Origin of the sequence: Paraburkholderia sp. BR14320, assembly GCF_040948665.1 — a bacterium.
Lineage (GTDB): Bacteria > Pseudomonadota > Gammaproteobacteria > Burkholderiales > Burkholderiaceae > Paraburkholderia > Paraburkholderia youngii.
This window is the reverse complement of sequence record NZ_JBFPKG010000060.1, coordinates 1-21,059: the sequence shown is the minus strand read 5'-3', so window position 1 is coordinate 21,059 and position 21,059 is coordinate 1. Positions and strand designations below refer to the sequence as shown.

General features: G+C 62.9%; 15 protein-coding genes and 1 pseudogene. 7 read left to right on the top strand and 9 right to left on the bottom strand.

What is annotated here, in order from left to right; genetic code table 11:
* Positions 1–33 precede the first annotated feature (33 nt).
* Positions 34–822, top strand: coding sequence for an enoyl-CoA hydratase/isomerase family protein (locus tag AB3X89_RS33905; RefSeq protein WP_368587159.1), 789 nt, complete (start codon positions 34–36; stop codon positions 820–822).
* Between the two features lie 52 nt (positions 823–874).
* Positions 875–2,944, top strand: coding sequence for a biotin carboxylase N-terminal domain-containing protein (locus AB3X89_RS33900; RefSeq protein ID WP_368587158.1), 2,070 nt, complete (start codon positions 875–877; stop codon positions 2,942–2,944).
* A 33-nt stretch (positions 2,945–2,977) separates the two neighbouring features.
* Here the strand turns inward: AB3X89_RS33900 and AB3X89_RS33895 are convergent, their stop codons facing one another.
* The 3 genes from AB3X89_RS33895 to AB3X89_RS33885 all read right to left on the bottom strand — a co-directional run bounded on the left by AB3X89_RS33895 (position 2,978) and on the right by AB3X89_RS33885 (position 5,773).
* Positions 2,978–3,769, bottom strand: coding sequence for a phosphate/phosphite/phosphonate ABC transporter substrate-binding protein (locus AB3X89_RS33895; protein ID WP_368587157.1), 792 nt, complete (start codon positions 3,767–3,769; stop codon positions 2,978–2,980).
* Positions 3,770–3,788: 19 nt separating this feature from the next.
* Positions 3,789–4,067 carry a DUF1488 family protein gene (locus tag AB3X89_RS33890; RefSeq protein WP_368587156.1) on the bottom strand — a complete coding sequence of 93 codons (279 nt, stop codon included), beginning with the start codon at positions 4,065–4,067 and terminating at the stop codon, positions 3,789–3,791.
* 413 nt (positions 4,068–4,480) lie between these two features.
* A complete protein-coding gene (locus tag AB3X89_RS33885; protein ID WP_368587155.1) occupies positions 4,481–5,773 on the bottom strand; it encodes a cation:proton antiporter in 1,293 nt (430 codons plus the stop codon).
* A gap of 691 nt (positions 5,774–6,464) precedes the next feature.
* Between AB3X89_RS33885 and AB3X89_RS33880 the strand changes: the two genes are divergently transcribed.
* The gene (locus tag AB3X89_RS33880; protein WP_368587154.1) at positions 6,465–6,764 is read left to right on the top strand and encodes a hypothetical protein; all 300 of its coding nucleotides are present in this window, start codon (positions 6,465–6,467) and stop codon (positions 6,762–6,764) included.
* Positions 6,765–7,119: 355 nt separating this feature from the next.
* Here the strand turns inward: AB3X89_RS33880 and tssE are convergent, their stop codons facing one another.
* The 6 genes and pseudogenes from tssE to tssK all read right to left on the bottom strand — a co-directional run bounded on the left by tssE (position 7,120) and on the right by tssK (position 14,827).
* Positions 7,120–7,545, bottom strand: coding sequence for a type VI secretion system baseplate subunit TssE (tssE, locus tag AB3X89_RS33875; RefSeq protein ID WP_368587175.1), 426 nt, complete (start codon positions 7,543–7,545; stop codon positions 7,120–7,122).
* Positions 7,546–7,559: 14 nt separating this feature from the next.
* Positions 7,560–10,283: pseudogene (gene tssH / locus AB3X89_RS33870) on the bottom strand (type VI secretion system ATPase TssH).
* Between the two features lie 125 nt (positions 10,284–10,408).
* On the bottom strand, positions 10,409–10,894 hold the full coding sequence (locus tag AB3X89_RS33865; RefSeq protein ID WP_018434322.1) for an Hcp family type VI secretion system effector: 486 nt from the start codon (positions 10,892–10,894) through the stop codon (positions 10,409–10,411).
* A gap of 101 nt (positions 10,895–10,995) precedes the next feature.
* Complete coding sequence (locus AB3X89_RS33860; RefSeq protein ID WP_368587153.1) at positions 10,996–12,750, bottom strand: OmpA family protein; 1,755 nt, start codon at positions 12,748–12,750, stop codon at positions 10,996–10,998.
* On the bottom strand, positions 12,747–13,478 hold the full coding sequence (locus AB3X89_RS33855; RefSeq protein WP_368587152.1) for a DotU family type IV/VI secretion system protein: 732 nt from the start codon (positions 13,476–13,478) through the stop codon (positions 12,747–12,749). Before AB3X89_RS33855 ends, AB3X89_RS33860 begins: the two co-directional genes overlap by 4 nt.
* Complete coding sequence (tssK, locus tag AB3X89_RS33850; RefSeq protein WP_368587151.1) at positions 13,478–14,827, bottom strand: type VI secretion system baseplate subunit TssK; 1,350 nt, start codon at positions 14,825–14,827, stop codon at positions 13,478–13,480. Before tssK ends, AB3X89_RS33855 begins: the two co-directional genes overlap by 1 nt.
* A gap of 607 nt (positions 14,828–15,434) precedes the next feature.
* Here tssK and tssB point away from each other — a divergent pair.
* The 4 genes from tssB (at position 15,435) to AB3X89_RS33830 (ending at position 21,014) form a co-directional block, all read left to right on the top strand.
* Positions 15,435–15,947, top strand: coding sequence for a type VI secretion system contractile sheath small subunit (gene tssB / locus AB3X89_RS33845; protein ID WP_368587150.1), 513 nt, complete (start codon positions 15,435–15,437; stop codon positions 15,945–15,947).
* A 76-nt stretch (positions 15,948–16,023) separates the two neighbouring features.
* Complete coding sequence (gene tssC / locus AB3X89_RS33840; protein WP_368587149.1) at positions 16,024–17,580, top strand: type VI secretion system contractile sheath large subunit; 1,557 nt, start codon at positions 16,024–16,026, stop codon at positions 17,578–17,580.
* Between the two features lie 99 nt (positions 17,581–17,679).
* The gene (locus AB3X89_RS33835; RefSeq protein WP_368587148.1) at positions 17,680–20,016 is read left to right on the top strand and encodes a type VI secretion system Vgr family protein; all 2,337 of its coding nucleotides are present in this window, start codon (positions 17,680–17,682) and stop codon (positions 20,014–20,016) included.
* A gap of 50 nt (positions 20,017–20,066) precedes the next feature.
* Positions 20,067–21,014: a hypothetical protein gene (locus AB3X89_RS33830; protein ID WP_368587147.1), complete on the top strand. Its 948-nt coding sequence runs from the start codon at positions 20,067–20,069 to the stop codon at positions 21,012–21,014.
* The last annotated feature ends 45 nt before the right edge of the window (positions 21,015–21,059 follow it).

Below are 21,059 nucleotides of genomic sequence, written 5' to 3'. Positions count from 1 at the left end.
GCGGCGAGAGAGCCAGCCAAAGGAGTGCTACGCATGCAATACGAAACGCTGAAAGTCGAGGTTGCCGGCCAGATCGCGACCGTCACGCTCAATCGTCCGGACGTGCGCAACGCGTTCAACGAGACGATGATCGCCGAGCTGACTGCCGCATTCACCGCGCTCGACACGCGCGACGACGTGCGCGCGGTCGTGCTAGCCGCGAACGGCAAGGCGTTCTGTGCGGGCGCCGACCTGAACTGGATGAAGAAAATGTCCGGCTACTCGGACGACGAGAACCGCGCCGATGCGATGCGTCTCGCGGGCATGCTGTCGGCGGTATATCGCTGCAACAAGCCGGTGATCGCGCGCGTGAATGGCGACGCGTACGCGGGCGGGATGGGCCTGATAGCCGCGTGCGACATCGTGGTCGCGCTCGACAGCGCGCACTTCTGCCTGTCCGAAGCGCGGCTCGGGCTGATTCCCGCGACGATCGCGCCGTACGTGATTCGCGCGCTCGGCGAGCAGGCGTCGCGGCGCTACTTCGTCACCGCCGAGGCGTTCGACTGCGCGACCGCTTTGCGGCTGGGTCTGGTCAGCGAAGTGGTCTCCAGTGCCGAGCAGCTCGACGCAACGGTCGCGCAGCTCGTGCAGACGCTGTGCGCGAACGGCCCGCAAGCGGTGCGCGCCTGCAAGCGGCTCGTGCAGGACATCGCGGGCCGCGAATTGAGCGACGCGCTGATCGAGGACACGGCAGTGCGGATTGCGAAGACGCGAGCCGGCACCGAAGGCCGCGAAGGCGTTGCGTCGTTCCTCGAAAAGCGCACGCCGGGCTGGCGCCACTGACATGCCCCGCTGACAACAACCGCCCCGTACCGCCTATTTCATCGAGACACTCATGTTCAACAAGATCCTGATCGCCAACCGGGGTGAGATTGCGTGCCGCGTCGCGGCGACCTGCAAGCGGCTCGGCATCGCGAGCGTGGCCGTCTATTCGGACGCCGACGCCAACGCGAAACACGTCGCCGCCTGCGACGAAGCAGTGCATATCGGCGGCTCGACGGCGGCGCAAAGCTATCTGCGCATCGAACGCATCATCGAAGCCGCGCGCGCGACCGGCGCGCAGGCCGTGCATCCGGGCTACGGCTTTCTTTCTGAAAACGAAGACTTCGCGCATGCGTGCGAAGCAGCCGGCATCGTCTTTATCGGACCGCCGGTCGAAGCGATTGCCGCGATGGGTTCGAAGGCCGCCGCGAAGGCGCTGATGCACGCTGCCGCGGTGCCGCTCGTGCCCGGCTATCACGGCGACGACCAGGAGCCGCAGTTATTGCAGGGCGAGGCCGACGCGATCGGCTATCCGGTGCTGCTGAAAGCGAGCGCGGGCGGCGGCGGCAAGGGCATGCGGGTGGTCGAGCGCAGCGCGGACTTCGCGGCCGCGCTGCTGTCGTGCAAGCGCGAGGCGGCGAGCAGTTTCGGCAACGATCGCGTGCTGATCGAGAAGTATCTGACGCGGCCGCGGCACGTCGAAGTCCAGGTATTCGCCGATCGGCACGGTGGCGCCGTCTATCTGTTCGACCGCGATTGCTCGGTCCAGCGGCGGCATCAGAAAGTGCTCGAGGAAGCGCCCGCGCCGGGGCTGTCGGCCGAGGTCAAACGTGCGATGGGCGAAGCGGCCGTGGCTGCCGCGCGCGCGGTCAATTACGTCGGCGCGGGTACGGTCGAGTTCATCATGACGCCGACCGGCGAGTTCTATTTCATGGAGATGAACACGCGGCTGCAGGTCGAGCATCCGGTCACCGAGATGGTGACAGGGCAGGACCTCGTCGAATGGCAGCTGCGCGTTGCCGCGGGCGAGGCGCTGCCGCTCACGCAGCAGCAGTTGAAGCTCGACGGCCACGCGATCGAGGCGCGCATCTACGCCGAGCATCCGGCGCGCGGTTTCCTGCCGTCCACCGGCATGCTCAAGCATCTGCGCATGCCCGAAGGCGTCGAGTTCGCGATCGACGCGGCCGGACTCGGGGAGCCGGGACGCAAGGCGCCGGTGCGCATCGACAGCGGCGTGCGCGAGGGCGACACGATCACGCCGTTCTATGATCCGATGATCGCGAAGCTGATCGTGCACGGCGCGACGCGCGAGGAGGCGTTGGCGCGCCTCTCCCGCGCGTTGCATGCGTGCGAGGTGGTCGGGCCGCATACGAACGTCGAGTTTCTGCGGCGCATCGTCGCGAGCGAACCGTTCGCGAGCGGCGATCTCGACACCGGTTTGATCGAGCGTCATCACGACGCGCTGTTCGCGCCGGCACAGAAGCCGTTCAAGGAAGCGCTCGCGCTCGCGTGCGCCGCGTTGCTGACGCGCGAGGGCGGCACCGCGCACGGCGCGTCACCGTGGGACGCGCTGTCGCACTGGCGGCTCAATAGCGGTTACACGCAAACGCTCGGCTGGCGCGTGATCGACGACCGCGCCAACGACGACAGCCCCGAGTCGTTCACAGTCGTTTTCGCGCGCAACGGGGACACGCAAGCACTCGTGCAAACCCTCGAACACGACGGCGTGCGCGAGGACTTCAGCTGGTCGGTCGGCACGGGCGCCCACGAATTCCGCGCGACGATCGGCGATGCGCGCGTGACGGGGCGCGTATTCGTCGACGGCGACAGGTTCCACGTGTTCTGCCACGGCGAGACGCTCGCATTCGAATGGCAGAACCTGCTCGCGCATGCCGCGGATGCCGAGCACGGCGAAGGCCGTCTGACCGCGCCGATGCCGGGCAAGGTGATCGCGGTGCTGGTCGAACCGGGCGCGGTGGTCGAAAAGGGCGCGCCGCTGATCGTGATGGAAGCGATGAAGATGGAGCATACGATCGGCGCGCCGGCTGCCGGCACCGTCGCCGAGGTGCTGTATTCGGTCGGTGATCAGGTCGCCGACGGCGCACAGCTGCTGGTGCTGGACGTGCAGCCGGCGGCTGAATGAGCGCGCCGAGTGGAAGATGAGCGACGGCGTGAATCAGGCGAGCCGCGCGTAGCCCGCCGCGCGCGCCTCGCTTTCGAGTTCGCCGATGCGCGCGTAGTCGGTCAGCGGCAGCGCCGAAAAACCTCTCAAACGCAGGCGTTTCGCTCGCTCGGGGCGGATGCTCAGCGTCTCGTTCAATGCATCGCGCAGCGCGGCGATCGTGGCCGGCGGCACATTGGCCGCGGCGATCAGCGGCAAGCCCGGGGAGGCGGCGGTCATGCCGATCGCGCGCACGCGCCGCGCCAGCTCGGGCAGCACATCGCCCACGAAGGCGAAAGTCACGCAGTCGATCGCGGCGACGTCCGCGCGATTGTCAGCGACCGCGCGCAGCGAGCCGAGATGCGAGCCCGTGCGCAGTACGGAGCCGAAGAACATGCCGGCGCGAGCGAGCGGCGCGACCGCGTGGCGAAACGCGTTCATGCCGCTGTTCGAATCGTCCTGGTTGTAGGCGGCGCGCGCGCCGCGGCACGAGGCGAGTGAGTCGAAGCGCGCGTCGGCGCGCGTGACCAGTACGCTCGAGTAATGCGCGCCGTCGCAGCCGGGCGCATCGAAGCAGGGTGTCGCGACCAATTGGACCTGTGCGTGCAGCCCGTGCATCAACGGGTAACCGCAGGTCTGCGAGATCAGCAGGTTCGGGCGCCGCCAGAAGCCGTGCAATTCCTCGTCCGGTTCGACGATGCGGCACGCGGGCTTGACCCGGCGCAGCACGTCGTCGAGCCAACCGCGCCATTCGAGGTCGAGCGCGGGTGTCACGTTGTACATCGGCAGGGCGGCGATCCAGCTCATGAAGGCGTTTCTCGCACGCCTAATGTCTGACCAATTTGAAATCGTCCAGACCGAGCCGCACCGGCTCGCTCGGCGTGTACTGCCAGCGCTGCGCGGCGACCGAGAGAATCTCGTCCTGCGCATCCTCGAACGCGACCAGCAGGTCCTCCTTGCGACGGCTCTCAGCGCCGCAGAACTCGACCAGCGCGTCGGCGCTGACTTCAAAAACCTGTGCGCGCTCGTCGCAGCACACCCGGAACGCGACCGTCGCGCATTCCGTCACACAGGGCCGAAACCCCTCATCGACATAGACCGACATGGCGAACTCCTTCCAACGCCTGAATCGACAGGATGACAAACCGCGCCTGCCAGGTATGTGGGAGAACCGGCATTGACGGCCAAATGCCCGGCGCCGCGGCAGGCGCGACGGTCCGGAAGCTGGCGGAAAGTAAGCCAGAAACTGGCGGCGGACTCGTTCAAGCCCGAGCCAGGGCCGCGGCGTGAACCGTGGCCGGAGGAAGACTGCGGCGATTCGCCTCGCCATCGGTCCTGCCTCGTGGTGGGCCGCCGCGGATCGGAACCACGGCGGGCATTGCTCAGAAGACGCTTAAATCGGGGGCTCCAATCTAACGTTGAAATCGGCGCGCGAACTGCTCGCGCCGGTCTCGGACTGTCTTTGGGATTTTCCCACCAACCTCGCGGTGTAGATCCGCGCAGGTATCCACTTTACGATTAGCGCGCGTTTTGTGCAGGCGATGAATTCGGCGCGGCTGGCTGGGTTACGTTTGCGCCCGAGAAATTGAGCCGGCGGATCAGCGGACCCAAGGTCGTTGCTTGAATCAGCAGGCTGAACACGACGACCAGATACGTGACGCCGATGAACATTTCGCGTCCGTGAAACTCGGGCAGCGACAGCGCGAGTGCAATCGAGATGCCGCCGCGCAAACCGCCCCACGTCAGTACCACAGCCGAATGCGGACTGAGCCGCCGGAACTTCTGCAGCGCGAGCAGCGGAATCGCGACGCTGACGCCGCGCGCGAACAGCACGACCGGGATCGCCGCGAGCCCGAGCCAAACGATCTCGAAGCGCAGCGACAGCGCAATGATTTCGAGCCCGATCAGCCCGAACAGCACGAGATTGAGCAACTCGTCGAGCAGGTCCCAGAAATTGAACAGATGCTCGCGCGTCTTCTCCGACATCGATGTCGACGCGCCGTGATTGCCGATCACGAGCCCCATGATCACGACCGCCAGAGGCGCCGACACGTGCAACGCTTCGGCGAGACTATAGCCGCCGGTCGCGAGCGCGAGCGTGATCAGGATCTCGACTGGATAGCTGTCGATGCCTCGCAGCAGCAGCGACGCGCCGAAGCCGAGCGCCGCGCCGAGCACGAGCGCGCCGGCGACTTCGCGCAGTAGATCGAATGCGATCGCGCCCGCGGAAAACTCGTTCGCACCGGTCGCGAGTCCGACCAGCGTGACGAACGCGACGACGGCCGTGCCGTCGTTGAACAGCGATTCGCCGGTGATCTTGGTTTCGAGGCTTTCGGGCGCCGCGGCGCGCTTGAGCACGCTGAGCACCGCGATCGGATCGGTCGGCGAGATCAGCGCGCCGAACGCGAGGCACCACAGCAGGCTGACCGGTTGGCCGAGCCATTGCGCCGCGTAGTAAAAGCCGAAGCCGACCACCGCGATGGAAATCAATACGCCGATCGTCGCGAGCATCAGCACCGCGCGCCGCTGCGTGCGCATCTTCGACAGATCGACGTGCAGTGCGCCGGCGAACAGCAGCAGGCTTAGCAGGCCGTGAAACACGATGTCGGCGAAATCGATCTGCACGACGATCTTGCGCGCGGCGATCGCCATCGCCGGATAGTAGAAGCCGAGCGCCGAGATGCCGACGCAGACGACGAGACCGACTGCGGTGATGCCGAGCGTGTCGGGCAACCTGATGAACCGATAGTTGAGCACGCCGAACAGCGCGACGATGGCGAACAGCGCGCCGGCAATCTGGAAGACGCTCATCGTGCACGCTCCCACGCTTCGCGGCGGCGCGAACGCGTGATCATCGTCGCAGCGAGGTGACTTACGCGACGAGGCATAAGACAGGCAGGTAGAGAAAGTCGCCACGATTGCGATATTGAACCAGCGAGATGTTTCACCAGCAATTCCTTATTCAGGCTCATTCAATCCGATAAACCAACTACGGTCTGCAATGACACGAACGTTGCCGCTGGCGATAGAGCGACGTGCCGCTACAGACGCTTTATTCAAACTCCACGGACGATGAGATCAGACGCAAAGTACTTTATCGAACCACAAGCGGATGACGGCGAACCGGTTGGGGCTAGGCCCGCCAGAAGGGTGCCCACGATGGGCAATGATAGTGTTCGGACCACTGAAGCGCCGTGCGAGTTCCGGTCTTTATTTTGGGATATAGCTTTTTTATTTCGAGATCTTTCGCATGGCTTGATTCGTCACGGTCTACTCAATTGGATCTGAATTAGCGTTATCCACTTGTAATCCGCTTTTGTCGTCCGATGAGATCACTATTGCGCATGTGTGACGCAGGAATTGGCACGCCGAAAACAGGGAAAGCCCTAACCGAAAACCGCCGAAGATCTGACAATTTTTCACAATTGCGAGTCGAGAATGATGCAGCATCGACACATGGCGAAATGCTGTTGTGTAGAAATGGCTGAAGACGGAGAAGAGTATGGAGCAAACCTATCGTTATCGTGGATTCGACATCGTGGTCAACGCGTTGCACGCAACGCATACGTGTTCACATGTCGGCGGTGTCACTGCGCGGCGTGCGTACGTGGCGAACGTTACGTTGAAGACGCGGCTGATCGGCGGCGAGTGGTCGACTGCTTTTCGCGTCGGTCCGCTGCCCGGTCGTTCGGCGACCGATTTGTGGGAAGTACTGGCGGCTGGATTCGCGGCCGCCACTCGGGTCGTTGACGATGTGGTGAGCGTGATGGGTGATGGCCTCCTCGCGCGCAAGGCGGCCTGAGGCCGTGGCAAGCGTGGAAATAAGAGATAACCGCGCGTATCTCTGCGGTGCGTGTGGGTCCCAGGCAGGACGTGCCCGTCTCCTCAGCGTCCTGTTGTCTTAATCCCGCTCCCCCTGTGCGGGATTTTTTTTGCCCATTTGAAATAGCGGGCGCTCGACGACGCACTGCCACATCGGCATGAGAAAAGACAAGAAAAAAGCCTCGAACGCGAAGCGCGATCGAGGCTGCCGAAGGACCGACTCAATGCCTGTCCGGGGAAGGTCGATCGGACCCGTGATCGACCTTCCCCACTATAGCGAGTTGTCCGCCTAGTAGTTGTGAACAAATGTCTCAATCGGATGCGCGTAGCATTGATTACCCGCGCCCCCGCATCCGCCGTCGTACATGCAGCCGCCCTGGCGGCTCGAAATACGTGCCGAAGCGCACGAGCCCGGCCTTCTTCAAATGACACGTCATTTCGAAACTGACCAGCACGCCGGGATCATCGTCCTCGAGGATGTCGATGTCGATAGCGCGAATACGGGGTTCGTATTTAAGCAGTGTCGCTTCCATCTGCTGCTTCAGCGCGTGCGCCGACGACGGCAACGCCTTGTAGATGTTCGTCATGTCCGGCAGACCGTAGTCGGGCAGGTGCTTCAACGCGCCCGCGCGCGTGTTCAGAATGCGCTGCACGTTCTGCTGCACGCTCAGGCATTCGAGCGTGCGGTCGTCGTAGGCGTCGAGCGGCTCGCCGCCGATCTGGCCGAGCAGCATGTCGTAGAGGGACGGCCCCGCCGGCATCGAGTGGCGCACCGTCAGCCGTGCGCTGAATGTTCAGCGACGGCTTCTTCGCGATCGACAATATCGATCGTCAGATTGCCTTCGGGGGAACTGGTCAGCAAGATCCTGGCGGGCGCGATTCCGCATGCCATGCGCGCGAGCAGTTCGCGCGATACCGTCGGCAGAATGCGCTGATTCAGGAACGCATCGACATTGCGCGCGCCCGAATCGCGCGCGAGACACAGCTCGGCCATCGCATCGATCAGCGCTTCGTCGCAGCTCAGTTCGACGCCGTGCTGGCGGTGTAGACGCTGCGCGACTTTAGCGAGCTTCAGGCGCACGATCGAGGCCAGCGCGCTCGCATCGAGAGGGCGATACACGAGCGTCTGGAAGCGCGCGAGCAGCGCCGGTTGAAAGTGGCCGACGAGCTGCGGATGAATCGCTTCGAGCAGTTCGTTGTGCGAGACGCCGGGGTTTTCCGCGGTCGTCTCATCGATTTGCGCACTGCCGAGATTGGACGTCATCAGGATCACGCAGTTGCGAAAGTCGATCTCGCGCCCCTCCCCGTCGCGCATCATGCCGCGATCGAACACCTGATAAAACATGTCGAGTACATCGCGGTGCGCTTTTTCGACTTCGTCCAGCAGCACGACACTATACGGACGCTGCCTCACCGCCTCCGTCAGAATGCCGCCGCGTCCATAGCCGACATAGCCGGGCGGCGAGCCCTTCAGTTGTGAGACCGTGTGCGACTCCTGATACTCAGACATATTGATCGTCGTCAGCGCGGCTTCACCGCCGAACAGCAGATCGGCGAGCGCGAGCGCAGTTTCGGTCTTGCCGACGCCCGATGGCCCAACAAGCAGAAACACGCCGAGCGGCGCATGTTCATTCTTGAGCCCCGCCTTGGCGGTGCGCAGGCTTTCGGACAGCGCGGCGAGTGCGTCGTGCTGCGCGACGACGCGTGTCGCGAGCTGCGTTTCCAGCGTCAGCAGGCTTTGCAGTTCGTCTTCGACGAGGCTGCCAACCGGCACACCGGTCCATTCAGAGACGACACGTGCGATCGCTTGGGCGTCGACGTCCGCGAAGATCAACGGGGCCTTGCCTTGTGCGGTCGTGAGTGCGCGACGTGCCTGCGCGAACGCGGTGGGATCTCGCGTGACAGCGTCGCTATCGCGTTGGCGATGCAGCGTTTGGACGAGCTCGAGTTCCTGTTCGTAGCGTGCCTGCAGCGCCGCGAGTTCGGTCTTCGCGTTCGCGAGCGCGGCGCCCAGCGCGCCGCGGCGTGCTTCGCCGTCGTCGATGCCGGCGCGTTCGTCGTCTGCGAGCGTCGCGTGTTCGAGCTGCAGCGCGGCGGCAACGGCACGCGCGCGTTGCAACTCGGCCGGCGGTGCGTCGAGCCCCATGCGCACGCGCGCGGCGGTGGTGTCGATCAGATCGACGGCCTTGTCCGGCAACTGCCGCGCGGGTATCTAGCGACGCGACAGCTTGACCGCGGCGATCAGTGCTTCGTCGCGAATGTGCACGTGATGGTACTGGGCGTAGCGGGCTTTCAGCCCGCGCAGCATCAGGCAGGCCGCGTCGTCGTCGGGTTCGTCGACTTTGATGATCTGGAAGCGGCGTTCCAGCGCGGCGTCGCGCTCGAAGAATTGTTTGTATTCGGACCACGTGGTCGCCGCGATCGTGCGCAATTCGCCGCGCGCGAGCGCGGGCTTCAGCAGGTTCGCGGCGTCGGCGCCGCCCGCGGCGTTGCCGGCGCCGATCAGCGTGTGAGCTTCGTCGATGAACAGCAGGATCGGCACGGCCGAAGCCTGAACCTCGTCGATCACGTTCTTCAGGCGTTGCTCGAATTCGCCCTTTACGCCGGCGCCCGCTTGCAGCAAGCCGAGATCGAGCGTGAGGATGCGCACGTCGCGAATCACGTTCGGCACGCTTCCTTCGACGACTCGCAACGCGAGCCCTTCGACGAGCGCGGTCTTGCCGACACCCGGCTCACCTACGAGAATCGGATTGTTCTTGCGACGGCGCGCGAGCACGTCGACCATCTGCTGGATCTCGCGGTCGCGCCCGAATACCGGATCGATGTCACCGCGGCGCGCCTTGTCGGTCAGATCGAGCGCGAAGCGGGCGAGGGCGTCGGCGCTGGCAGGTGTTGCCTCCGTTGTGCGAGAGACGACGTTCGCCACCGAGGCGGTCGCCGAAGGTTGCGGCCGCGTGGGTTGCCGTTCGTCATCTTCGCTTCCGCTTTCGATTTCGAAGTCACTTTCACACGACTGATGCGCAATTCGCGGCAGCAAACGCTCAATTTGCGCGCTGCTGACGACAAGCAATGGCCACGCATGCTGCGCGCGCAGTATATGGGGCGTATCGACGATCGCCTGCAACAGATTCCCGGAGCGGATTCGCGCGCGGTCGCTCTCCGAAGACGCGTGAAACCATGCATCCGCAAGCAGTGCCGCTAGCTGCGGCGACAGCGCGGGCTTGCCGCGCAGATTGCGCGGCAGACGATCGATTGCACCGAGGAGCGCATCCCACAGCGCGTCGATGTCGATCGTGTAATGCCGCACGATAGCGGGGATGTCGCCGTCGCCGGCTTCGATCAGCTTCAGCAGCCAGTGCTCGACTGTGATCTCGTCAGCCAGCCGCGTCTGGCAAAGACTGGCGGCCGCTTCGAGCGCCTGCGCGCAGTGTGGGTTCAGTCGGCGCAGCAGCTGAGTGGTGTCCCCAAAGGCGCTTCTTCGGTCGTCGCGCAAGCTCATGTCGGCAGTCCGGTCACGGAGGGAAGCGGCGAGCACGCGGTGCACTCGCCGATGAAAAAGGACCAGCCCGCCCCGCGGACCGGTAAGGGCGCGTCGACGCGCTGGTCTCGCATATCACGCGGAAATCAGGAACGCTCGTTCCAGGTATCTTTGTGGATGATGTTGCCGTCCTTGTACGACCACGTGATCGTCTCGTAACGCAGCTCGACGTCTTCCAGGTGGTTGTGCTTCTCGTAGTCTGGGTTCTTGATGTCGAACATCTTGGGCTTGACCGCGACGATCTTCACGTTGTCGAGCTTCGTGTTGAAGTATTCCTTCTCCTTGCCGGCGTCGTCGATCTTGTACCACCTGATCTCGACCGACTTCAGCGTCTGACCGCTCGTGACCGCCTTGTACAAGTACGGCGTCGACGAGTCGGTTTCCTTTGTCAGCGTGATGGGTTTGTGCACGCGGGTGCCGGTCAGCTTGCCGGTGTTGCCGTCGGTCGGGATATGCACGCCGTGATCGAACGCGACGAGCTCGACGCTGCCTTCGCGGCCTTGCACCGTCACCGACCCCTTGATATCAGCGCCGCCGTCGTCCTTGAGCCACATGTAGGCCGGAATTGCCATACCTTCCACTCCTTGATTTTTCTACTGCGAAAACCGCCCGGAGCAGCCCCCGAGCTTCTGAATCCCGAAGCGCGATGCTTCGGGGGCGAAAGACTGTAGTGTTATTGGGTGATGCGAGCGTCCGGCACGAGCGTGATTTCGACACGCCGGTTCTTCGCGCGTCCGTCGTCCGACGCGTTGCTTGCGATCGGCCGCGTATCCCCATAGCCCTGAATCGCAAACTGCGTCGGCGCGATTCCCGACACGTCGATCAGCCAGTCGCGCACGGCTTGCGCGCGTGCGGTGGACAACTTCAGATTGCTCTGCGGATTGCCGACGTTGTCGGTGTGCCCGGCGACCAGAATCCGCTTGTCCGGATACGCCTTGATCATTTCGAGCGCACCGACCATCGCGCGAGTCGAGCCAGGCTTCAGCTGAGCGCGGCCGCTGTCGAATAGCGACATGCTGTCGAGCATGACGACCGCCGGCGGCGCAGGCGGGGGCACGTACGATGCGATCGCGGTGTCGAGCGCTGGCAGCACCTGTGCACCGCGATACATGCCGAACGCCAGTCGCAACGGCACGCCGATGCGCGCGTAACGGTCGAGCTGATCGCGATCGACGACGAGCGCGTGCAGTGCGTCGCGTTTCGCGTTGTCGTGCGCGGCCGAAATCATTGAATAACGGCCGAGATCGGCGCCGATGCGGTCGAGCAGCGCTTCGTTGTTTTCCGCGGCGGACCACGATGCGACGGCCGCCGCGCAGGCGAGCAGGGTCAGCGCATGCGCGCCGGCGATGCGGCGCGGCGACCTCCAGTAGCGCCGCGGGGTTGCTTCGATCAGCGGTTGCGGCAGCGGCCACGGCAGCGGCGATGCGCCGACGATGGCGCGTGTCACACAGGTTTGCCTCTGCACGTCGCGTTCCCACGGATCGGCCGAACCGCTTGCCGGACCGCAATCGATCCAACCGGCTCCGAACAATTCCCACGGCGTGGCGGGATGCATCCGGTCGGTCAACGTGCCGATAACGACGCGCTGCGTCCAGCCGACGAGCGACGCGAGCGCCGCCGCGCGCGCGGCACCTGTAGCAGTGGTGGCAGCCGTGCCAGTGCCCGCGTCGCGAGGCAGGCGCTGAGTCTCGGCTTCGGCCGCGCGGACGATGAGTTCGAAACGCTCGGCATCGACGATTCGCTTCGCCGACGACACCCCGTACCACGCAGGCATCGACAAACCGGGCGGGCGTGTGGTCAGCCGCTGATAGACCGCGAGATAGCCGGGCAGGCTCGTGCCTAGCGTGCGGGCGGCATCGGCGACGCAATGGCGCACGACGCGCAGCTTCTGGGTGAGCATGTCGGGCCCGACATGCAGCGCGGGCGCCACCGACAGCACGACGCCATCTGGCGCACGTCCGTCGCGCCACTGCCTGAGCGCCACCGCGAGACGCGGCAACTGCTGCGGATCATCGACTCGCAACCAGATAGCGCCGTCGCCCACATGTGCGAAGCGCTCCTCGTCGTTGCGATCGAACAGAGCCGGCAGACCGTCGCCGGTGACGAGCACAAGCGGCATACAGGTGCGCAGCTTCGGCGGAATCTCGGCGGTCGCGGCGCCGAGCGCGGCCAACACTTGCGCGCTGCGTTCGCGCGCGCTGGACAGCCACAGCGTGCGCCATCCGACGAGTGCGCACACGAGCAAGGCGACGGCCGTCGTCAGCACCGGAGCGACGCCACGTCCTCCCGGCAGCACGAACCAGATCACCGCGAGTGCCAGCGCGGCCGCGAACACGAGCATCGCGCGCAACGGATAACCAAGCCCCTCATACGCACGCTTGGGCGTGCGCGCCGGCGTCTCAGGCAGGATGCGCAGATCGGACTTCACGGCCGGGTGACCTTCGTTTCCACGAGTTGCGCTAGCTGTGCGTCGAGCGCGGTCGACCACACCACCCAGACGATGGCGGCGACTACGGATGCGAGCCCCGCGGTTGTCCATGGCGAGAGCCGGTAAAACCAGTCGGACAAACGGCGATCAGGGCGATCGGCAATGAAGGTACATGCGGGCGCCGGGCGAAGGTCTTCCAGCTGCGCATGCAGCGAGGTCATCAACGCCGCACGTTCCGCTTCGCCGTCGCGCGCAAACCGGCCGATGAAGCCGAGGCTCAGAATCGCCGCATAGCATTCGAGCAGGTCGACGTGCGGCGACGCTTCACGCATGCGAGCCTCGAGCCGTTCGAACACGCGCTCGCCCGCGTCGTGCAGGTTGAACAGCTCGACTTGCAGCGGTTTGAGTTCCCACGCCGCTCGGCTCTCTGCCGGCAGATAGCGCAGCGCGACTTCATCGAGCAGCCCGCATTGCGCGAGCAACGCTTCGCGGCGGACTTCGTCCGCATAGCCGCGCCGCTCGAGTTCCGTCGAGAAGTTCGCGATCAGCAATCCGCAACGATTGCGGAAGTCGGTTGCGTGTTCCACGTGGCCCCCGGGCGTGAGGGTCGTAACGAGCAGCGCGGTGTCTCGCAGCAGATCGCGAATGCCTTCACGCGTGACCCGGGCCGCGCCGGCCATGCTATCGGGCAACGCCACTTTGGTGGCGTTTCGGGGCAGGGCGTTCATCAGCGCAGTACCGCGTAAAGTTCGAGCGATGCGTCGGGCACCGACGCCGGCAGATAGATCTGGCAAGCGCGCGCGGCGAGCATCTTCGCGTGCGCGGCATTCGCCGCATCGAGCGCGAAGTATTGGTTATCGAGGCGCACCGGAATCGCGGCCGGCACGCGCGCTACCGCCTTGAGCGGAATGCCGAGCAGCGCCGAGTTGACGATGTGCTCGACGTCGTCGGGCGCGCCGATCTTGCACAGACGCGGGAACTGCTCGGCGAGCTCGAACGCCGGCATCGGCGCGCTGACCGACAGATACCAGTCGGCCGCGCCTTCGACGATACGCTCTTCGAGGAACTGACCCGCCCACGTGGTCGCGCTCTTGCGCGTGAGGCCGATCGACACGACACGCGACGGAATGATCGCATCGAGCAATTCGCGGATCGTGGCCTCGAGCTTCGTGAACACCTCGTCGGCGCGCGCGTGGTCGTAGGGGGGAATGTCGGCGAGCTGGGCGCGCGTCGAGAACGTGATCAAAGTGGCCACGAGTTGCGCGAGCGTCATGTACAGCTGCTCGGGCGAGCGTCGCGGATGCGTCGCATAGAGCCGCAACTGCGGCCACGCCGCGTGAATGCAGTGCAAGAGCCAGAACAGTTGCACGTCGGCGACACCATATTCGGCGACCTGCTCGAGCCGTTCGTTGCGACGCGCGCCGAGCACGACGCTCTTCGCCTGCAGGATATCGGCCAGACGATTAATGCGCTCGAGGTGCAGAGGGTGACTACCGAGCGTCAGGCACGGCGGCACGAAGCGATGATCGACCTGGAACTGGCCGCTGGTGGTGCGCGTGAGCCGTGCGATCGCGCAGACCGTGTCGTCGGCATGCGGTTCGAATTCGAACAGCAAGCGCACTGCGTGGCGCTCGGACGCGATCTCGGTTTCGCTGCCGCCGTTCAGATCGACGACCTTGACGAACTCGCGATACGCGCGGCGTGGACGCGCAAGCGACGTTTCGTCAAACCGGCAGTTATTGCCGTTCGCATCCGGCAACGCGAGCGCCGCGAGCACGACGACACTTTGCAGGTCGGCGGCCATGCCCTTTGTCAGATCGCGCGCGGCGGGCAGAGCGTCGCTAAGCGTGGTGTCGATCGGCGTGCCGTCCGCGAAGCGCAACTTGAGCCTCGTGATCTTCAGACGGCCCGTCGCCAATGCTTCTTCGTCGACCTCGACGCCGAGTATGCCCCACGGCTCGGCGAGCGCGCAGGTAGCGAACTGCTGTAGCGCGAAACCGGCCCAGCGTTCCTGCTGCTGGAAGTGCTGCTGCGTGAGGATGAGGCCCTCGTGCCAGAGCGGTTTGTCGATCCGCATAGGTGTTTTGGTCTCTCGCGTGTTGGTCATTTAATCCGGATTGCTCCGGGATTGCGGATTCTATACGTCTTATTTGGAAATCGTATACCCATATTTATATCAAAATTAAAAATATCACAAAAGTTCAAACATTTTATATTGAGATGTGGGATGCATTTATCCTGAGGAGGCGATATTTAATTGGGATAGCGTTAAAAACTATGCAAGCTAAATTAACAAATTCGGGAAATTGTTCGTTCCCGCTGAACTCGTGGAGCAGCCGTCGGGACGAGGGTTCCTCACTGAACGTGCGCAAGGAAGTATATGGGCTGACAGCGGCGCTGTAGTCAGATAATTCCGAATCAGGAATTGCTTCACTCTTTTTCACATTTTGTCTGTTTTTGAGTTATCAATAGGCTTTGACGTCGCGACAATACATCTGCTTTAATATTGGTGGCATTAAAAAAGTCGCGCGCGTCGAAGCCTTGAAGAAGGGTGTCGTCGCAATCCGTTGTGAGTCGCGTATATCTATTTATTCGCGCCCCCGGATATTCGCGCGAAGGGAGCCGCCGCGTCGGACAGTGCGAGATCTGCGGGCGCATCGAATCGGACTACATGGGGAATACGTATGGACAGCTTTCAGCGCGAAATACCGAAGAGTCGCGTCTCAATCACGTTGGACCTGCACACGGGCGGCGCCCAGAAGAAGGTCGAGCTGCCTCTGAAGCTGCTGGTCGCCGGTGATTTCAGCGCGGGACGCGAGCAGGCGCCGCTGGCTGAGCGCACGAAGGTCAACATCGACAAGAACAACTTCGACGCCGTGTTGGCCGATTACGCCCCGGACCTGAAGATCGCCGCCGAGAACACGCTCGCCGGTGACGGGTCCGAGTTGCCGGTCAAGCTCGCGTTCCGCGCGATAAAGGACTTTGAGCCGGAGCAGGTGGCGCGTCAGATTCCCGAGTTGCAGGCGCTGCTGGCGATGCGCAATCTGCTGCGTGACCTGAAGTCGAATCTGCTCGACAACGGCACGTTCCGCCGCGAGTTCGAAAAGGTCCTGAAGGACAAGCGTCTGTCGGACAGGCTGCGCGGCGAGCTCGCGCAGATCGCGACGGCCGCGACCCGGCCGGAAGGCCATGCCTGAAGCCGGGGGAAGGGGCGAAGAAGGTCCTTCGCTGCCTTGCAACTACATCGCTGCAAAAACGCAGACAGGAATACAAATGGAACAGAATGAATCGCGTCAGGGCGCGACCGAGACCGTTGTGCTGGATGCCGCTCAGGACGCGTCGTTCGCCAGCGACAGCGTTTACGCGTCGCTGTGCAACAAGATCAACCTGAAGCCCGTTTCAGAGGCGCGCCCGCTCGAGGCGTTCCGCGACAACGACATGCTGTCCGAGGCGTCGGCCGACGAGCGCATCGCGCGCGGCATCGGCGCGTTTCTCGAGCTCGTTGCGCAATCGAGCCAGCCGGTCGAGCGCCTCGACAAATCGCTGCTCGATTTTCATATCGGCCAGCTCGATCGTCAGATCAGCCGCCAGCTCGATGCTGTGCTGCACACGCCCGAGTTCCAGGCGCTCGAAGGTCGCTGGCGTGGTTTGAAGATGCTGGTGTCGCGCACGGATTTCCGCAAGAACGCGCGTATCGAGGTGCTCGACGTGTCGAAAGATGCACTGCAACGTGATTTCGAAGACACGCCTGAGCTGATCCAGAGCGGCCTGTATCGCCTCACGTATGTCGAGGAATACGACACGCCGGGCGGCCAGCCGATCAGCGCGCTGATCAGTGACTTCGAGTTTGCGAATTCGCCGCAGGACGTGGCTTTGTTGCGCAATATCTCGAAGGTCGCGGCGGCGGCGCACATGCCGTTCATCGGCTCGGTCGGCGCGGCGTTCTTCGGCAAGAAGTCAATGGAAGAAGTCGCGGCGATCCAGGATATCGGCAACTACTTCGATCGTGCCGAGTACATCAAGTGGAAGAGCTTCCGCGATACGGACGACGCACGCTACGTCGGCTTGACGATGCCGCGCGTGCTTGGTCGTCTGCCCTACGGAAAGGACACGACGCCTGTGCGCGCGTTCAACTACGAGGAAGCGGTGAAGGGCCCGGACCACGACCGCTATCTGTGGGTGAATGCGTCGTTCGCGTTTGCGGCGAACATGACCCGTAGCTTCGTGAACAACGGCTGGTGCGTGCAGATTCGTGGTCCGCAGGCGGGCGGCAAAGTCGAGGACCTGCCGGTCCACCTGTATGACCTCGGCACTGGCGTGCAGCCGAAAATCCCGACGGAGGTGCTGATTCCGGAAACGCGCGAGTTCGAGTTTGCGAATCTCGGCTTTATTCCGTTGTCGTTCTACAAGAACCACGACTTCGCGTGTTTCTTCTCGGCGAATTCGACACAGAAGCCGGCGCTGTACGAGACTAGGGAAGCGACTGCCAATAGCCGCATCAACGCGCGGTTGCCTTACATCTTCCTGCTATCGCGCATCGCGCATTACCTGAAGCTGATTCAGCGAGAAAACATTGGAACGACCAAGGATCGACGGCTGCTGGAACTCGAGCTCAACAACTGGATCAAGGGTCTCGTGACCGAGATGAAGGATCCGGGTGATGAGTTGCAGGCGTCGCACCCGCTGCGTGAAGCGAAGGTGACGGTCGAAGACATCGACGACAACCCGGGCTTCTTCCGCATCAAGCTCTTCATCATCCCGCACTTCCAGGTCGAGGGCATGGATATCGGTCTGTCATTGGTGTCGCAGATGCCGAAGGCGAAGAACTGAGCGGGAGTTTTTTGCAAGAGTTTTCGGGGGAGTTGCCAGAGCGGTCGTTAGCGGTTGCCTCCGGCGACGTCGTGACGCTGCGCATTCAAGAGGAATTCCATGTCGATGGTATCGCCGTTGCAGGCTTATGAATTGAAGCTGGCGCCGCATCCCGCGCCGTTCTCCGTCTTGAGATTCAGTGGTGTCGATCAGGTCAGCCAGTTGTACAAGTACGAGATCGAATTCACAAGCCCGGTAGCGGGTATTCCGATGGATCAGGTGCTGGGACGTCCGGCGCGGTTCGCCATTGAACCGGGAGATCCGGATATCGACTATCTGCGCAAGATGTTTGGCGAGAACGCCGGGCGGTTCAGCGCGAGGCCGCCCGCGCACACGATTCACGGCATCGTGACGCAGTTCGACGAGTTCGACACCTCGGTTGATGAAACGCGCTATCGGGTCGTGCTGGAACCGAAACTCGCCGATCTCGATCGCGGTGTGACGAGCCGGCTGTTTCAGAAACAGTCGGTCGAGGAAATCATTACCGATACGTTACGCCACTACGGGTATCGCAGCGGGGTTGACTTCGTGTTTCAGTTGCGTGGGCAGTACAAGCGCCATGAGTACGTCACGCAGTATCACGAGACGACCTTCAGATTCATTCAGAGGCTCTGCGCGCGGGAAGGAATGTGGTTCCGGTGGGAGCAGAAGAAAGACCGCGCGATGATCGTATTCGGCGACGATCTCGATGCGTACGCACGCAAGCAGCGAACCGTGCCGTTGCGGCGCGATTCGGGGCTCGAGAGTGTCGGCGCGGATGCGATCACCTCGCTCAAGCGGCGAACGCGGCGAGTGACCGAAGCGGTGCGGCTGCATGACTATAACCATCGCCAGGCCGGTGTGTCGTTGCTTGTCGACGAGAACACAGTACGCGGCGACAGCACGACGAACGGGGTCGACTACCACTGGGGCGAGCACTACGAAACACCTGGAGAGGGGCAGCGAATTGCCCAGTTGCGGCATGAGGCGCATCTGGCCGCTCAGGTTGCTTTTACGGGCACGGGGAATCCGTTCTGGCTCGAGGCTGGTGAGGTCATGTCGATCCATCCGAATCCAGCCGATGTGAGGCACGGAATCTTCGTGACTTCAGTGAAGTCACGGGGCGCTCGTGACCACGCGTATCAGGTGACATTCGAAGGGATCCCGTCCGATCGAGTGTGGCGGACTTCAATGACGTCGATTTCTCGGCCTGCCATCGATGGGATCTTGCCGGCACGGGTTACGTCGCCTGGCAACTATAAGTATGCGTATCTGACCGAGCAAGGTTGGTATGTGATCGTGCTGCCGTTCGACCTCGACCAGTGGAGCCCGGGTGGAACGAGCCGACCGGTGCGGTTCGCGAAGCCGTATAGCGGAGATGGTTATGGGCATCACTTTCCGTTGATCGATGGGGCGGAAGTGGCGATCGTGTTTACCGCTGGGGATCCGGATCGGCCGGTGATCATCGGGGCGATGCACGACAGTTTGCATCCGGATCTCGTCAATAACCTCAACAACACTCGCAATATCGTTCGGACCGCGGCGCAGAATGAGCTGCGGATGGAGGATAAGGAAGGGGTTGAGCATATCCATCTGGCTACGCCGTTTCAGACTAGTGAGCTTAATCTGGGGCATATGGTTGATGGGGAGAGGAGGGAGCGGGGTCACGGCGCCGAGCTGAGGACAGATGGATATCTGTCAGCCCGGGCGGCGAAAGGCGTGTTGCTTAGCGCCGAAGCACAGCCCGGTGCTACGGGCGAGCAGCTCACGATGCCTAACGCGGACGCAACGCTCCAGCAAGCGGAGCAAGTCCTGCGCTCTCTCAATGATTCAGCAAGAGCCGCGCAGGCGTTGCTGGCCGAAGTCGATCAGCAACGTTCGCTCGTCGAGCAGAAGATCGCAAAACTACGGAAGCCGGTGATCGTGGCGAGCGCACCTGAAGGCGTTGGTCTGGTGAGTGGTGAGCATATGCAGTTGGCCGCGGCAAAGCAAATGTTCGTCACAGCAGGTGAAGGAATCGACTTTGGCGCGCTCAGGAGGATCACTGCGGCGGCGGGGGAGGCGATTTCGTTGTTTGCCGCGAAGCTCGGCATCCGGCTGTTCGCGGCAAAGGGAAAAGTCCAGATTCAAGCTCAGGGTGATGCGCTCGAATTGATGGCGCTTACCAACGTTGCAGTCAGCTCGTCAACAGGCGAAGTGATCATTACTGGGTCGAAGGGCATCACGCTGGGTGATGGGGCAGGCGCGTATCTAAAGATCGCCAACGGAAAGATCGAGATCGCGAGTCCAGGCGAAGTCCAGGTCAAGGGCGGTCTAGATGTCGAAGGTTCCGCGCAGGGCAATTTCACCTTCCCACGCTGGCCTGCTGCACCCCTTCAAGACGTCGAGGGAAACATGAATTTCGGGTTTTCTGAATAAGCACAATCATGGCAAATATGACTCGACCGTCGAATCCACCCAGCACGCCCGTGAAACTGCTTGCTTTTGCGTATCCGTTTCGCAAGAAGGCCCAAGGCACGGATGGGCCGCCTGCAGACTTTATAGATGAGCATGAGTTTCACCAACTGTTGAGGCGGGAGCCTTCCGGCGCCTACGCGGTCAGCGGCAAAGGCATGTGGCACGGCGGAATACACGTGACCGAAGCGGGCGCAGGCGCATCACTGGATCTGAAGGGCGGGGTGCGCTGTATCGCGGATGGCGAAGTGGTGGCATGGCGCGTCGATCGCATCTACCCGATAAGTGAAATTCCTGCGCGAAACGGGCAGCCTGCGATCAGTGCACCGTACAGCACGGGTTTCGCATTGGTGCGCCATTCAATGGAGTTTCCCAAAGACAGGAAACTGACCTTTTACAGCCTGTACGCACATCTGCAGGACTTTGCGGACTACGAGAACGACGCGCATCTTCCCAGACCGAAGTACTGGGCGCCGCGCTTCGAGGTGACCACCTATGCGCAGGACCGTCCCGCAATCGGGTCAGGTGGCCAGTCGGCACCCGCCGATCAGCGGGGGCTGCGAGTCCGGGTATCAAAGCCGCATGGCAAGGTGCTCTGCATCCTCCCGCACGGGGCACAGGTTAGCGTTGGAAAACGCGATGGCAACTGGGGGCTGATTAAAGATGCGAGCGGTGTATCGCCCTTTCCGGGGACCGCAGGTGGCGTCGCTCATCCGGCAGTGGGCGGATGGATGTTTCTTGGGGAAGAACACGGTGGTCCGGTAGTCAAGGAGGTGATGCCAGATTCTTCACTAGACCGGGTAGTCGTGTTGTCTAGCCCGTCCGAAGTGGTCCCGGTGAAGGCGGGGGAACTGATCGGCCATCTTGGGCGCTACGATTCGTTGACGCTCCTATGTCAAGAAGCGCGGGCCGAATCGGCCAAGTCGGCCAGAATGAGCGGGTACAACTCCCTGACGATATAGCGCTTCAGGCAGCGGTGAATTTCCTTGTTCGACATGCCTTCCTTG